Annotated in this window: 16 protein-coding genes, 1 tRNA gene and 1 riboswitch; of the genes, 8 read left to right on the top strand and 9 right to left on the bottom strand. The window is 72.8% G+C overall.

The features are described from left to right. Positions 1–30: 30 nt before the first annotated feature. The 8 genes from proB to thiE all read right to left on the bottom strand — a co-directional run bounded on the left by proB (position 31) and on the right by thiE (position 7,467). Positions 31–1,143, bottom strand: a complete 1,113-nt coding sequence (gene proB, locus H9I49_RS17080) for a glutamate 5-kinase (RefSeq protein WP_188031576.1) — start codon at positions 1,141–1,143, stop codon at positions 31–33. A gap of 82 nt (positions 1,144–1,225) precedes the next feature. Further along, positions 1,226–2,977 (bottom strand): phosphomethylpyrimidine synthase ThiC, encoded by a 1,752-nt coding sequence (thiC, locus tag H9I49_RS17085; RefSeq protein ID WP_188031577.1) that lies wholly within the window; start codon positions 2,975–2,977, stop codon positions 1,226–1,228. Further along, a complete protein-coding gene (gene thiD / locus H9I49_RS17090) occupies positions 2,974–3,849 on the bottom strand; it encodes a bifunctional hydroxymethylpyrimidine kinase/phosphomethylpyrimidine kinase (protein ID WP_188031578.1) in 876 nt (291 codons plus the stop codon). The genes thiC and thiD overlap by 4 nt, the downstream gene beginning before the upstream one ends. Then, positions 3,846–4,571 (bottom strand): thiamine phosphate synthase, encoded by a 726-nt coding sequence (locus tag H9I49_RS17095; protein WP_188031579.1) that lies wholly within the window; start codon positions 4,569–4,571, stop codon positions 3,846–3,848. The genes thiD and H9I49_RS17095 overlap by 4 nt, the downstream gene beginning before the upstream one ends. Beyond that, positions 4,568–5,368 carry a thiazole synthase gene (locus tag H9I49_RS17100; protein ID WP_370587621.1) on the bottom strand — a complete coding sequence of 267 codons (801 nt, stop codon included), beginning with the start codon at positions 5,366–5,368 and terminating at the stop codon, positions 4,568–4,570. Before H9I49_RS17100 ends, H9I49_RS17095 begins: the two co-directional genes overlap by 4 nt. Before the next feature lies 1 nt (position 5,369). Further along, the gene (gene thiS, locus H9I49_RS17105) at positions 5,370–5,570 is read right to left on the bottom strand and encodes a sulfur carrier protein ThiS (protein WP_188031580.1); all 201 of its coding nucleotides are present in this window, start codon (positions 5,568–5,570) and stop codon (positions 5,370–5,372) included. Then, positions 5,567–6,736 (bottom strand): glycine oxidase ThiO, encoded by a 1,170-nt coding sequence (thiO, locus tag H9I49_RS17110; protein ID WP_370587622.1) that lies wholly within the window; start codon positions 6,734–6,736, stop codon positions 5,567–5,569. Before thiO ends, thiS begins: the two co-directional genes overlap by 4 nt. Continuing rightward, positions 6,733–7,467 (bottom strand): thiamine phosphate synthase, encoded by a 735-nt coding sequence (thiE, locus tag H9I49_RS17115; protein ID WP_223128820.1) that lies wholly within the window; start codon positions 7,465–7,467, stop codon positions 6,733–6,735. The genes thiO and thiE overlap by 4 nt, the downstream gene beginning before the upstream one ends. After that, positions 7,463–7,574, bottom strand: a riboswitch (TPP riboswitch). (Overlaps the previous gene by 5 nt.) Positions 7,575–7,753: 179 nt before the next feature. On the opposite strand from thiE, the gene H9I49_RS17120 reads away from it, so the two are divergent. Beyond that, a complete protein-coding gene (locus H9I49_RS17120; RefSeq protein WP_188031581.1) occupies positions 7,754–9,037 on the top strand; it encodes a glutamate-5-semialdehyde dehydrogenase in 1,284 nt (427 codons plus the stop codon). Between the two features lie 46 nt (positions 9,038–9,083). Next, positions 9,084–9,779 (top strand): bifunctional 2-polyprenyl-6-hydroxyphenol methylase/3-demethylubiquinol 3-O-methyltransferase UbiG, encoded by a 696-nt coding sequence (locus H9I49_RS17125; protein WP_188031582.1) that lies wholly within the window; start codon positions 9,084–9,086, stop codon positions 9,777–9,779. Here the strand turns inward: H9I49_RS17125 and H9I49_RS17130 are convergent. Then, positions 9,764–10,906: a glycosyltransferase family 2 protein gene (locus tag H9I49_RS17130; RefSeq protein ID WP_255524037.1), complete on the bottom strand. Its 1,143-nt coding sequence runs from the start codon at positions 10,904–10,906 to the stop codon at positions 9,764–9,766. The two genes, H9I49_RS17125 and H9I49_RS17130, sit on opposite strands and share 16 nt — an antisense overlap. Before the next feature lie 81 nt (positions 10,907–10,987). On the opposite strand from H9I49_RS17130, the gene H9I49_RS17135 reads away from it, so the two are divergent. The 6 genes from H9I49_RS17135 (at position 10,988) to H9I49_RS17160 (ending at position 13,735) form a co-directional block, all read left to right on the top strand. Then, positions 10,988–11,608, top strand: coding sequence for a DUF402 domain-containing protein (locus tag H9I49_RS17135; protein ID WP_188031583.1), 621 nt, complete (start codon positions 10,988–10,990; stop codon positions 11,606–11,608). Between the two features lie 9 nt (positions 11,609–11,617). Then, positions 11,618–11,836 carry a hypothetical protein gene (locus H9I49_RS17140; protein WP_188031584.1) on the top strand — a complete coding sequence of 73 codons (219 nt, stop codon included), beginning with the start codon at positions 11,618–11,620 and terminating at the stop codon, positions 11,834–11,836. A 17-nt stretch (positions 11,837–11,853) separates the two neighbouring features. Beyond that, positions 11,854–12,504 (top strand): nicotinate-nucleotide adenylyltransferase, encoded by a 651-nt coding sequence (gene nadD, locus H9I49_RS17145; protein ID WP_370587641.1) that lies wholly within the window; start codon positions 11,854–11,856, stop codon positions 12,502–12,504. After that, entirely contained in the window at positions 12,501–12,920 is a 420-nt protein-coding gene (rsfS, locus tag H9I49_RS17150; protein WP_188031585.1) for a ribosome silencing factor, read from the top strand. The genes nadD and rsfS overlap by 4 nt, the downstream gene beginning before the upstream one ends. Then, positions 12,917–13,579, top strand: a complete 663-nt coding sequence (locus H9I49_RS17155) for a histidine phosphatase family protein (RefSeq protein WP_188031586.1) — start codon at positions 12,917–12,919, stop codon at positions 13,577–13,579. The genes rsfS and H9I49_RS17155 overlap by 4 nt, the downstream gene beginning before the upstream one ends. 83 nt (positions 13,580–13,662) lie before the next feature. Further along, positions 13,663–13,735 (top strand) — tRNA-Ala (locus H9I49_RS17160). The last annotated feature ends 44 nt before the right edge of the window (positions 13,736–13,779 follow it).

Raw genomic sequence — 13,779 nt, forward strand, 5'->3', positions numbered from 1 at the left:
CGGACCGGGGTGCGTTGCCGACGACCTCGCTCAGAGGACCACAAGGTCGTCGCGGTGGATGACCTCGCGCTCGTACTCCGGGCCGAGGTCGCGCGCCAGCTCCTTCGTGGACCGTCCGAGGAGCGCGGGCAGCTCGGCCGAGCTGTAGTTGACGAGACCGCGGGCGACGACCGTGCCATCGGGGGCGCAGACGTCGACGGGGTCGCCGTCGTGGAACGTGCCCTCGACGGCCGTGATGCCGGCCGGCAGCAGCGACTTCTTGCGATGGACGAGCGCGGCCACGGCGCCGTCGTCGACGAGCAGCCGGCCGCGGGCCGTCGTCGCGTGCTGCAGCCACAGCCGGCGTGACCGGCCGCGGACCCCGATCGGCAGGAAGACGGTTCCGACGTCGGTGCCCGCGAGGACCTCGTTGACCCGGTCGGCGGACGTCACGCTCGTGACGACGCCGGCGGCTGTGGCGATGCGGGCGGCCTCGATCTTCGTCGTCATCCCGCCGGTGCCGATCTTCGAGCCGCTGCCGCCGATCTCGACGCCCACGAGGTCGTGCGGGCCGCGGACGAGCGGGATGCGTTGTGCGCCGGGGCGGCTCGGAGGTCCGTCGTAGAGTGCGTCGACGTCGGACAGCAGGACGAGGGCGTCGGCGTCGATGAGGTGGGCGACGAGCGCGGCGAGCCGGTCGTTGTCTCCGAAGCGGATCTCGCTCGTCGCGACCGTGTCGTTCTCGTTGACGATGGGCAGCACGCCCAGGTCGAGCAGCCGCTCGAGGGTGCGTCGGGCGTTTGCGTAGTGGGTCCGCCGGGTCACGTCGTCGGCGGTCAGCAGTACCTGGCCGACGGTGATGTCGTGACCGGCGAAGGCCTGCGTGTAGGCGGCGAGCAGGGCCCCCTGGCCGACAGAGGCGGCGGCCTGCTGCGTCGCGAGGTCGCGTGGACGCGCCGAGAGCCCGAGCGGGTGGATGCCGGCCGCGATGGCGCCGGAGCTGACGAGCACGATCTGCGTCCCGTCGAGGTGCTTGCGCGACAGTGCGTTGGCCAGCGCGACGAGGCGGCCGTGGTCGATGCCCCCGTCGATGCCGGTCAGCGAGCTCGAGCCGACCTTGACGACCAGACGCCGGGCGGTGCTGATGACGGAGTGGGGCGACACACCTCGACTCTAATGAGCGGGCCGGGAGGGTGCCGGTGCCGTCCACGCCGGCGGCGGCACCCTCCCGCGCATGTGAGCCCGGTCAGGGGGCCTGGACGTAGACCGACGCGCCGAGCTCGACGAACTCGCGGCTCTTGTCCGCCATGCCCTCGCGAGCGGCGCCGTCGGCGGTCAGCCCCCGCTCCGCGGCATACCTGCGGACGTCCTGGCTGATCCGCATCGAGCAGAACTTCGGTCCGCACATGGAGCAGAAGTGCGCCGTCTTGGCGGGCTCGGCCGGCAGCGTCTCGTCGTGGAAGGCGCGTGCCGTGTCCGGGTCGAGCGAGAGGTTGAACTGGTCCTCCCAGCGGAACTCGAAGCGCGCCTTCGACAGTGCGTCGTCCCAGTCGCGGGCGTACGGGTGCCGTTTGGCGACGTCGGCCGCGTGCGCTGCGAGCTTGTACGTGATGACCCCGGTCTTGACGTCGTCGCGGTTGGGCAGGCCGAGGTGCTCCTTCGGCGTGACGTAGCAGAGCATCGCGGTTCCGTGCCACGCGACGTGGCTCGCACCGATGGCCGAGGTGATGTGGTCGTAGCCCGGTGCGACGTCCGTCGCGAGCGGGCCGAGCGTGTAGAACGGCGCCCCCTGGCACCAGTCCTGCTGGAGGTCGACGTTCTCCTTGACGAGGTCGAGGGGCACGTGGCCGGGCCCTTCGACCATGACCTGGACGTCGAACTCCCAGGCGCGAGAAGTGAGCTCGGCGAGCGTGCGCAGCTCCGACAGCTGCGCCTCGTCGTTCGCGTCGGCGGTGCAGCCGGGCCGCAGCCCGTCCCCGAGGCTGAAGGCGACGTCGTAGCGCGCGAAGATCTCGCACAGCTCGTCGAAGTGCGTGTAGAGGAAGTTCTCCTCGTGGTGGGCGAGGCACCAGCCGGCCATGATCGAGCCGCCGCGGCTCACGATGCCGGTGATCCGCTCCGCGGTCAGGGGCACGTAGCGCAGGAGCACTCCGGCGTGGATCGTCATGTAGTCGACGCCCTGCTCGCACTGCTCGATGACGGTGTCGCGGAACACCTCCCACGACAGGCGTGACGCGTCGCCGTCGACCTTCTCCAGCGCCTGGTAGATCGGGACGGTGCCGATCGGCACGGGGGAGTTGCGCACGATCCACTCGCGCGTCGTGTGGATGTCGTCACCGGTCGAGAGGTCCATGACGGTGTCGGCGCCCCAGCGGGTCGCCCACGTCAGCTTCTCCACCTCCTCGGCGATCGAGCTCGTGACCGCCGAGTTGCCGATGTTGGCGTTGACCTTGACCAGGAAGGCGCGGCCGATGACCATCGGCTCGCTCTCGGGGTGGTTGACGTTGTTCGGGATGATGGCGCGGCCCGCTGCGACCTCGGACCGGACGAGCTCGACGTCGCAGCGCTCGCGCGTGGCGACGAACTCCATCTCCCTCGTGACGATGCCGGCGCGGGCGTACGCCATCTGCGTCACGCGCTGGCCGTCCTTGCCCCGCAACGGAGCCCGGGCCTCACCGCGCCACTCCTCCGACGCGGCTCCGCGGCGTTGCGCGGACCGTCCGTCGTCCTCGAGGCGACGCTCGCGACCCACGTACGTCTCCACGTCGCCGCGTGCCGCGATCCACTCCGCACGCAGCGGGGGGAGGCCGGCCTCCGGCTCGCTGCCGGGGCCCGACGTGTCGTAGAGGCGGAACGGTGGGTTGCCTCCCGAGAGGGTCACCTCCGTGAAGGGCACCGGTATGCCGTTCGCCGCGCTCGGCACGTGGACCTTCCGTCGGGCCGGGGCCTGGGAGTCGGTGATGGCCGTCGTGGTCATCGGGGTGGCGGTCTCGCTCATGCGTGCTCTCCTCGTGGTGGGCTGCTCTGGGTCTGGGTCTGGGTCTGGGTCTGGGGCTGGGTCTGGACGTGGCTGACGGGTCCGCGTCCACGACCGATCCGCCAGTCGGCGGCGTGGAGCAGGGCGGTCCGTACGAACGTGCGGGCCGTCTCGACGGCTGCCCGGGTCGTCAGGCCGTGGGCCAGCCCGGCGGCGACGGCCGAGGCGAAGGTGCACCCGGTGCCGTGGTCGTTGGTGGTCGCGACCTCCGGCGAGGCAAAGGTGCGCACTCCGTCGCTGGTGGCGATCACGTCGACCCGCTGGGGCCCGCCTGCGCCGCCGCGCTGCTCGAACGCGCCACCGGTCACGACGACGGTTTGGCAGCCGAGGTCGACCAGCGCGCGTGCCTGGTCGACCTGCTCGTCGAGGGTCGCTGCGGGTGCGCAGTCGAGCAGCGCGGCGGCTTCGTCGGTGTTGGGGGTGACGACGGTCGCGTGCGGCAGCAGGTGCTCGCGTAACGCGACCGTGACGCCGGCGCCGGCGAGCGAGTGCCCGGACGTGGAGACGAGCACGGGGTCGACGACGAGACACGGAAGCAGGCCGTCGGCGGCGAGGGCCCCGACGGCGTCCGCCGTCGCGGCGCCGCCGAGCATGCCGGTCTTGACGGCTACAGGTCGCAGGTCGGTGAGAACGGCACGGATCTGGGCGATGACGACGTCGGGCGGCATGAGGTGGAAGCCGTGCACGCCGGTCGTGTCCTGCACCGTGACCGCCGTGACGGCACTGGCGCCGTGGACGCCGTGCGCGGCGAACGTGGTGAGGTCGGCCTGGATGCCGGCTCCTCCGCCGCTGTCCGAGCCGGCGACGGTGAGGGCGACGGGCGGGGTGTTCACGTCGCCGGCGCCTTCGAGTCCCGGGGTGGTCGCCGGGCCAGCGCGGCGTCTACGGCGGCGACGAGGGCCCGGGTCGTGGCGCGTGGGTCGCTCGCACGCATGACCGCTCCCATGACGGCGACGCCGTCGGCGCCCGCCCCTACCCAGCGTCCGGCGTCGTGCGGCTCGACGCCGCCGAGCGCCAGCACTGCGGGCAGCGTTCGCCGGACCCGGCGCGCCGTCGCGAGCGTCGTCCGCAGGCCTTCGTAGCCCAGGGCGGGCCCGTAGCCGGGCTTGGAGGCGCTCGCGGCCACCGGTGAGAGGGTGACGTAGTCGAGGCCGTCGTCGGCGGCGCGGACCAGGTCCGCGACGCCGTGGCACGAGCGACCGACGACCGCCGCGGAGACGAGGTCCACGTCGACGTCGACGCTGCGGAGGTGCACTCCCGCACCCTGGATCGGCCGCGGTGAGCGCGGCGCCCCGTGCATCCCGGAGGGACCGAGCAACGGTGCGGCGACCACGAGGAGCGCCCCCGCCTCGGCGCAGAGCACCGCCGTCGCCTCGACGAGCCGCGCGCGCTGGGCATCGGGCAGGTGGCGCTCCCGGACCAGGATGCCGTCCGCGCCGCCGTCGAGCGCGGCGGCGACGACGTCGAGCAGGTCTCGCCCGGGCGGAACCTGCGCCCGGTCCGTGACGACCAGGACGCGCCCCACCCGACCGGCGCCGCGTCCACGGACAGTCATGACCCGACCCGGCCTGCGACCGGGGACGAGGCAAGGGCGAGGCGCCGGACCGGGATGCGGCCGGCCCGGTGTGCCAGGCGCCCCGCGATGACCGCATGACGCATTGCCCCGGCCATCGAGGCCGGGTCCTCGGCGCGGGTCACGGCTGACGCGAGCAGCACTGCGTCACAGCCGAGCTCCATCGCGAGGGCGGCATCGGACGCGGTGCCGATGCCGGCGTCGAGGATGACCGGCACGTCGACGGCGTCGCGGACCAGCTCGATGGCGTGCGGGTTGCGGATGCCCAGGCCGCTGCCGATCGGAGAGCCCAGTGGCATGACGGCGGCGCACCCGACGTCGACGAGGCGACGTGACACGACGGGATCGTCGGTCGTGTAGGGGAGCACGACGAAGCCGTCGCGGACGAGCTGTTCGGCGGCGTCCACGAGCTCGACGACGTCGGGCAGGAGCGTCCGGTCGTCGGCGACGACCTCGAGCTTGACCCAGCTCGTCCCGAGGGCCTCCCGGGCGAGCCGGGCCGTCAGCAGCGCCTCGCGCGCGGTGCGGCACCCGGCCGTGTTGGGGAGGAGGGCGACCTCGCACCGGTCGAGCACGTCGAGCAGGCCACCGGCCCCGCCCTGGGGGACGCGGCGCATCGCCACGGTCACGAGGTCGGTGCCCGAGGCGCGCACCGCCGCCTCGAGGGAGGCGTGGCTCGTCGCACCGCCGGTGCCGAGGACGAGGCGGGAGGCGAGGCTGCGCCCGGCGATGACCAGCGGGTCGGGGTCGTTCGACCCCGGGGTCGGTGAGCTCGTCACGTCACCCTCCCTGCATGGCCGTCACGACGTCGACGCGCGCGCCGACCTTGACCACCGTGCGGGCCCAGGCGGATCGCGGGACGATGACGTGGTCCAGCGCGACCGCGACGCCCCGCGTCGGCACGCCGAGCTCCTCGACGAGGTCGTTGACGGTGGCGCCCGGGCGCACGATGCGCTCCTCGCCGTTCAGGCTGATGTTCACGAGTGCTCCTTCGATGGGCAGAGTCTTTGTGCGGCAAGGGGTTCGGCGCTGCGCGGTGGTGGCCGGCCGTCGACGTGTGCGGTCACGGCCTCGGCGGTGAGCGGTGCCAGCAGGACGCCGTCACGTCCGTGGCCCGACGCGAGCACCAGCCCCTCGACACAGGTGGGGCCGACGAGAGGGAGGTTGTCGGTCGTGGCTGGTCGCAGTCTCGCGGTGGCTTCGCGGAAGCTCGCCTCGGCCAGCTCCGGCACGACCTCAAATGCGTCGTGCAGCAGGTCGTGCACTGCGCCGGCCGTCACCGACACGTCCTCCCCGACGTCCTCGCTCGTGGCCCCCACGACGACCTCACCGCAAGGTCGGGGGACGATGTAGACCTCGCGCCCACGCACCGTCGCACGGACCGTGTGGGTGAGCGTGTCGGCGGCGGCCGCGAGCCGGATCACTTGTCCCTTGAGGGGTCGGATCGGCACCGGGTGGCCGAGCGCCGCCAGCACACGCGGAGAGCTCCAGCCCGCGGCGACCACGACGACGTCGGCGTCGACCACGGCGTCCACCGCGGCCCAGCCGTCGCCGACCGGGCGGGCGCCCGCGACGGAGCCGTCGCGTACGACAGGCTCTGCGAGGACGGGCAGCAGCGTGCCCCCGCGCGCGACGAACGCCTCCTCGAGGGCGGCCGCGACGCCCCGCGGGTCGACGGCTGTCTCCTCGAGCCGCACGGCCCCGGTGAGGCGCGGCGAGAGGGCGGGCTCGAGCCGGCGGGCCGCGCGGGAGGTCAGGCGCTCGACGTGGCACCGGCGGCGTTCGAGGTGGCGGGCGTGGCGCGCGAGCGCCGCCTCGTCGTCGGCGTCGAGCGCGACGAGCAAGGTTCCCCGTGGCGCCAGCTCGACGCGTCGGCCGACGTCACGCGAGAGCTCGGCCGCGAAGTCGGGCCACAAGCGCGCCGAGGCCAGACTCGTGGCGAGCAGCACGTCCTGGCCGAAGACGGCCTCGCTGGCCGGCGCGATCATGCCCGCCGCGGCGTGGGTCGCCCCGGAGCCCGCCGCGGGGTCGAGCACCGTCACGGCGTGACCGGCGCGGGTCAGCCGCCACGCGCACGCCAGCCCGATGATGCCCGCCCCGATGACGGCGACCTGCTGCTGGTCCGGCGCCCGCATGACCGCGGTCACCGGTGGTCGGTGGTCGTCCCGGTCTCCGGCCCCGACGCCCGAGGCGCCGGCGACACAGCTGGTGGGTGCGCGGCGAGCGCCGCGGCGAGTGCGGCGGCGGTGGAGCGGGGGTCGTCGGCCTCGCTCAGCGCGGTGACGACGGCGATGCCGTGGGCTCCCGCCGCGCGCAGCGACTGCACGCGGTCGGCCGTGACACCGCCGATCGCGACGACGGGCAGCCGGGTGGCGGCGACGACATGGGCGACACCGTCAGGGCCGAGGGGCTCGGGCAGTCCCGCCTTGGTCGTCGTCGCGTATGCCGGCCCGACGCCGAGGTAGGTGGCCCCCGACTGCTCCGCCGCGGCCGCCGTCGCGGCGTCGCGAGCGGTCGCCCCGATGACGAAGCCCGGTGGCACGACTGCGCGGACGCATTCCACGGGAAGGTCGGTGACGCCGAGGTGGACGCCGTCCGCGCCGGCGGCGAGGGCGACGTCGACGCGGTCGTCGACGAGGACGAGCGCTCCGGCCGGCCGCGCGATCTCGAGCACGCGCAGCGTCAGGGCGAGCACGTCGCGGTCGGTGAGCTCCTTGGACCTGACCTGGACGGCGCAGGGCCCTGTTGCGACGGCTGCGCGCACCTCCGGCAGGGGGTCTCGACCCCCGCGTGTGTCGGTCACGACGTGCAAGGCCGGCACGTGGCTGAGCGTGCTGGGGCGGACGGTGGGGGCGCTCGGTGCGGCTCGATGCGTCAACGCGACTCCTTGGTCCCTGCGCCGGCATGATCCGGATCAGGTGTGGACGGTCAGGGCCGCGTCAGCCCCCTCTCAGCCCGGTGCGCCGGACTCCCGTGAAGGACGTCGCCACCCTAGCCACAACCGGGACCTCGGCGCATCCCGGTCCGACGGACCTTCACGAGATGGCGCCGTTCTTCGGCGTCGAGCACGAGCCGGCGCGGGACTCCGCGGGTCGTGGCGGTTCCCCGGTCCAGCGCACGGAAGGGGCGGGCGCCGGGGCGCGACGACGACCTACGCTGGGGGCATGTCCCAGACGATCGACCCCGCCGTCGTCGAGCACGTGACGGCCCTGGCACAGCAGGCCCGCGTCGCCTCGCGTCGCCTCGCCCTGATGTCGCGCGCCGAGAAGGACGCCGCCCTGCTGCACCTCGCCGACGCGGTCGACGACGCGGCTGCGACCGTCATCGCGGCCAACGCCGAGGACATCGAGCGCGGCCGCGCCGGCGGCATGACCGAGAGCCTGCAGGACCGGCTCCGGCTCGACGAGTCCCGCGTCGCCGCGGTCGCGCAGGCGCTGCGCGACGTCGCCGCGCTACCCGACCCGGTCGGCGAGATCGTGCGCGGCTCGACCCTGGCCAACGGCCTGCAGATCCGGCAGGTACGGGTGCCGATGGGCGTCATCGGGATGATCTACGAGGCTCGTCCCAACGTCACCGTCGACGCCGCCGGTCTCGCCCTCAAGTCCGGCAATGCCGTCATCCTCCGGGGCGGTTCCGCGGCGGCGAGCAGCAACCACGCCTTGGTCGAAGCGATGCGCGGTTCCCTTGCGGCGCAAGGGCTTCCGGTCGCCGCCATCACCTTGCTCGAGGAGGGCGGGCGTGATGCTGCACGTGCCCTCATGACGGCACGCGGCCACGTCGACCTCGTCATCCCCCGCGGGGGTGCCGACCTCATCCAGACCGTCGTGCGCGAGTCGACGGTGCCCGTCATCGAGACCGGCGTCGGGGTCTGTCACGTCTACGTCGACCGCGCGGCCGACCTCGACAAGGCGCTGGCGATCACGCTCAATGCCAAGACCCACCGTCCGAGCGTCTGCAACGCGGCCGAGTCGCTGCTCGTCCATCGCGATGTCGCGGCCGACTTCCTGCCCAAGACCCTCACCGACCTCGCCGGCGCGGGCGTGCGCCTGCACGTGGCACCCGAGGTCACGCCGTACGCCGACGCTGCCGGGGCGGCATACGACCTCGCCTCGGAGTCCGACTTCGGCACGGAGTGGCACGGCCTCGAGATGAGCGTCGCCGTGGTCGACGACCTCGACGAGGCCATGGAGCGCATCCGGCGCTTCGGCACGGGGCACACCGAGGCCATCGTCACCGAGGACCGCTCGGCGGCTCGACGCTTCACCGCAGAGGTCGACGCGGCAGCGGTCATGGTCAACGCGAGCACGCGGTTCACCGACGGCGGCGAGTTCGGGTTCGGCGCCGAGATCGGCATCTCGACGCAGAAGCTGCACGCCCGCGGGCCGATGGCACTGCCCGAGCTGACGACCACCAAGTGGGTCGTCGAGGGTGACGGCCACATCCGCTGACGGGCGCTCCGGCGGGCACCTGTGCCGGATGGCATGATGTCCGACCATGGAAGGCACCGAGGTCCGCAAGCTCGCTGAGCTCGAGGACGACCACTGGTGGTACCGCGAGCGGCGCCACCTGCTGGCCAAGGCGATCTCGGGGCTCGCTCCGGGACGCGCCATCGACATCGGCGCGGCCGGAGGTGGCAACACCCGGGTCCTGCGCCGGCACGGCTGGGACGCGGTGGCGCTCGAGTACGGCGCCGACGGAGCCGAGGTCGCGCACGGGCGCGGTCTCGCGACCCTGCGGGGCGACGCGACGCGGCTGCCGCTGGCGGACGACTCGCTCGACCTCGTCGTCGCCTTCGACCTGCTCGAGCACCTCCACGACGACGACGCCGCTGTCGCCGAGGTGCGCCGGGTCCTCAAGCCGACCGGCACCTATCTCGTCGCCGTCCCGGCCGACCCGAGGCTCTGGTCGAGCCACGACGAGGCCGTCGACCACGTGCGGCGCTACACGCGCGACGGGCTGCTCGACCTGCTCGACCGCGGCGGGTTCGACGTCCGCGACGTCCGCTCGTGGAACGTGCTGCTTCGGCCCGTGGTGGCCATGCGGCGCAGGACGAGCTCCGGCTCGGACCTCGATGACCTGCACCCCGTCGTCAACTTCGGGCTGCGCACGATCATCACGGCCGAGCGCTACCTCCCGGTGGGCGGGCTGCCGGGCGTCAGCCTCCTCGTGCGGGCTCAGCCGCGCAGCTGAGTGCGCTGCCCGGCGGCGTCGTCGACGGGCTCGGCGTTCAGCGCGGGCTGCGGGCGCAGTGCGGGCCCGGGAGACTTCCCGGCAGCAGGCTCGGGGGACGCCTGGACGCCCGGCTCGGCCTCGGGAACCGGGCGGATCGTCGCCTCGCTCGGCTGCGCGGGCAGGGGAGTGTCGGTCGGGCCGTGCGGCCCCGTGTCGGCCGTCAGCGAGTCGTAGGCGATGAAGTAGGTGGGTCGGCCCTGCATGTGGGCGTACATCCGGCCGATGTACTCGCCGAGGATGCCGACGCAGACCAGCTGCACGGCGCCGACGCCCGCGACGATCGCGACGGTCGAGGTCCAGCCGGCGACGGTGTGCCCCTGTGAGCGCGAGATGAGCGTGTAGAGGACCAGGAGCACCGCGAGGACGGCGCCGCCGAACCCGGCGAACGTCGCGAGCCGCAGCGGCGCCGTCGAGAAGCCGGTCAGCGAGTCGAGCGAGAGCTTGATCATCTTGAGGAGCGGGTACTTCGAGGTGCCGGCCGCACGCTCGTCGCGGCGGTACTCGACCGTGTCGGACGGGAAGTTGAGCGCCGGCACGATGAACCGCAGCACGCGGTTGTGCTCGGGGAGGCTGTTGATGGCGTCAACCGTCGCGCGGGACATCAGGCGGTAGTCACCGGCGTCGGCGTGCGCCGAGGTCTGCGACATGAGGCCGATGAGCCGGTAGAACGCCTGGGCCGAGACCCGCTTGAACCACGTGTCGGTCGAGCGGTCGTTGCGCACCCCGTAGACGACGTCGACACCGTCGTCCTTCGCGGCCGTCAGCATCTCGGGGATGATCTCGGGCGGGTCCTGCAGGTCGGCGTCGAGCGTGACGACGTAGTCGCCGTGGGCGCTGGTGAGCCCCGCCGAGATCGCCGCCTGGTGGCCGGCGTTGGCCCGCAGGCGCACGACCCGCAGCGCCGGCCACTCACGGTGGTAGCGCTGGAGGAGTGCGGCGGTGAGGTCCGTGCTGCCGTCGTCGACCGCCACGACCTCGTAGGTGGTGCCCAGGCCGTCGAGGAGGGGACGCAGGCGCTCGACGAGGAGGGGGAGCACCTCCTCCTCGTTGTACATCGGGATGACCACGGACAGCTCGGGAACCATGGGTTCTAGCCTACGGCCGCCCATGGGTCACGACTGTCACGTGGCTGTGGTCAGGCTGTGCCAGGCGGTAGCGTGCCGCGGGTGAGCCCACGGACCGACGACGACCTGCCACGGGCCGGGCGGGGTATGCCGTCCGGTGGCCTCCCGGACGGCACCCCGGTGGCGGCGCGCTTCACGAAGTGGGGTGGGGGCCGGCACTGGGAGTGGGTGGGCCGTTACCTCGGCGCCGACGAGCACGGCCACTGGTGGTACTCGCCGGCGGGCACCCGCTGCTCGCGGCCGGGGATGGACTTCGTCGAGGAGGACGGCTGGGTCTCGCTCGTGCCCCACGTCGGGGCGTATGCCGTCGGCTTCTACTCGCACGCCAGGCAGGTGAGCGTGTACGTCGACATGACGACCGAGCCGGTGTGGCAGCGTCGGGACGCGTCCGACGGCGGACCCGAGTGGGAGGTCACGATGGTCGACCTCGACCTCGATGTCGTCCTGACGCGGGAGGGCGACCTCTTCGTCGACGACGAGGACGAGTTCGCGGAGCACCGGGTTCAGTTCGGCTACCCGCCGGAGGTCGTCGCGCTCGCGGAGCGGTGGCGTGACCTCGTCCTGGCCGCCGTCGCGGCCGGGGACGAGCCGTTCGGGTCGGTCGGGCACGAGTGGCTGCGCCGCGCGGACGCCGCTGCGTCGGCCGGAGCGTCCGGGCGCTAGGCTGGCCGCATGTCTGATCGTGTCCTCGCACTCGTCACCGAGGGGGAGGAAGCCGCTCGCGAGCTTCCCATGCCGGTGATCGCCTACTTCTTCATCACCTTTGCGCTCTTCCTCGTCGCGCTCGGTGTGACGTGGAGCTTCCGCAACACCGCCTACAAGGTGCAGGCGCCCCGCCACGGTGAGGGCACGCACGGCCCGGCGAGCGAATCCGACGGAGCCCACCACTGACCATGCGCCTCGGCGTCATGGGTGGGACGTTCGACCCGATCCACCACGGCCACCTCGTGGCCGCGAGCGAGGTCCAGTCGCTCTTCGACCTCGACGAGGTCGTCTTCGTCCCGACCGGCGAGCCGTGGCAGAAGGCCGACCGGCATGTCTCGCCCGCCGAGGACCGCTATCTGATGACCGTCATCGCGACGGCGTCCAACCCGCGCTTCACCGTCAGCCGGGTCGACATCGACCGACCCGGGCCGACCTTCACGATCGACACGTTGCGCGACATCCGGGCCGACCGGCCCGACGACGAGCTGTTCTTCATCACCGGCGCCGACGCGCTGGCCGAGATCCTCTCGTGGAAGGACGCCGAGCAGCTGTGGCAGCTCGCGCACTTCATCGGGGTCACCCGTCCCGGGCACGAGCTGTCCGACACGGGGCTGCCCGAGGACCGCGTCACGCTCCAGGAGGTGCCGGCCATGGCGATCAGCTCGACCGACTGCCGCGCGCGGGTTGCCGGCGGTGAGCCGGTCTGGTACCTCGTGCCCGACGGTGTCGTCCAGTACATCAACAAGTACCACCTGTACGCACGGGGAGCTGTTTCCCCCGTGGACCTCACAAAGAACCGCGTGGCTGAGCCCGTGGACAACGCCAGGGCACCCATGCCACAAGGAGACTCGTGACCGCAGCAGACCGTTCGCTCCAGCTCGCCAAGGCCGCTGGCCTGGCCGCGGAGGAGAAGCTCGCCGAGAAGGTCCTGGCCATCGACGTCAGTGAGCAGATGCCGCTGACCGACGTGTTCGTCATCGCGTCCGCTCCGTCGGAGCGGCAGGTCGGCGCCATCGTCGACGAGGTCGAGGACCGGCTGCGCGAGCTCGGCAGCAAGCCCGTGCGGCGCGAGGGTGAGCGCGAGGGCCGGTGGGTCCTCATCGACTTCGGCGACATCATCGTGCACGTCCAGCACGAGGAGGAGCGCGAGTACTACGCGCTCGAGCGCCTCTGGAAGGACTGTCCCGAGATCGACCTGTCCACGGTCGACGCTGCGGCGCGTACTGGTGACGCCACGGTCTCTCGGGCCGCCGAGGTCGACGAGGCGTGACGGCCGGCTCCGCGAAGGCCGATGGCCCCCGGCGCATCGTCCTCGTCCGTCACGCCGAGACCGTCGACAACGCCGCCCGGGTCTGGCAGGGCCACAAGGACACCGCGCTGTCCGACCGAGGCCGCGAGCAGGTGGCCGCCGCGGCCCCGCACCTCGCCGCGTACGCGCCCGTTCTCATCGTCTCGAGCGACCTGCAGCGGGCGGCGTCGACGGCCGATGCCATCGCCGTCCTCACCGGCGTCGAGGTGCGTCTCGACGCCCGCCTGCGCGAGGTGCACGTGGGGGAGTGGCAGGGCATGCACGCCGACGACGTCCGTGAGCGCTATCCCGAGCTCGTCGCCGCGCTCGACCGCGGCGAGGACGCCCCGCGCGGCGTCACGGGCGAGACGCACGCGCAGGTGGCCGAGCGTGCCGGTGCCTGCCTACGGGAGGTCGCGCGCGAGCTGCTGCCGGGTGAGACGGCCGTCGTCGTCGCCCACGGTGTATCGAGTCGGGTGGCGGCGAGCGACCTCGTGGGGCTCGACCAGGAGGTGTCCGACGCGGTCTTCAGGGGGCTCGACAACTGCCACTGGATCGAGCTCGTCGAGGTCGGCAAAAGCTTCTCCGAAGTGACCCGCTGGCGCATCAGCGGCTGGAACCTGGGGCCCTGGAACGTCTGACACGGAAGGCCGCCGCCGATTTTGGCGAAGGGCTGGGGAACCGCTATGGTTACGCAGTCGCTTCACCGAGGCGGCACCCGTACGGGGCTGTGGCGCAGCTGGTAGCGCACCTGCATGGCATGCAGGGGGTCAGGGGTTCGAGTCCCCTCAGCTCCACATTGCGAAGAAGGCCGGACACGCTTCACGTCCGGCCTTCTTCG

The sequence above is a fragment of the Terrabacter sp. MAHUQ-38 genome, assembly GCF_014518425.1.
Taxonomy (GTDB): Bacteria; Actinomycetota; Actinomycetes; order Actinomycetales; family Dermatophilaceae; genus Terrabacter.

Coding starts and splice junctions, on each gene's coding strand:
- thiC (WP_188031577.1), bottom strand. CDS start 2,977: ATGAGCGAGACCGCCACCCCGATGACCACGACGGCCATCACCGACTCC.
- H9I49_RS17095 (WP_188031579.1), bottom strand. CDS start 4,571: ATGACTGTCCGTGGACGCGGCGCCGGTCGGGTGGGGCGCGTCCTGGTC.
- H9I49_RS17120 (WP_188031581.1), top strand. CDS start 7,754: ATGTCCCAGACGATCGACCCCGCCGTCGTCGAGCACGTGACGGCCCTG.
- H9I49_RS17125 (WP_188031582.1), top strand. CDS start 9,084: ATGGAAGGCACCGAGGTCCGCAAGCTCGCTGAGCTCGAGGACGACCAC.
- H9I49_RS17130 (WP_255524037.1), bottom strand. CDS start 10,906: ATGGTTCCCGAGCTGTCCGTGGTCATCCCGATGTACAACGAGGAGGAG.
- H9I49_RS17140 (WP_188031584.1), top strand. CDS start 11,618: ATGTCTGATCGTGTCCTCGCACTCGTCACCGAGGGGGAGGAAGCCGCT.
- nadD (WP_370587641.1), top strand. CDS start 11,854: ATGGGTGGGACGTTCGACCCGATCCACCACGGCCACCTCGTGGCCGCG.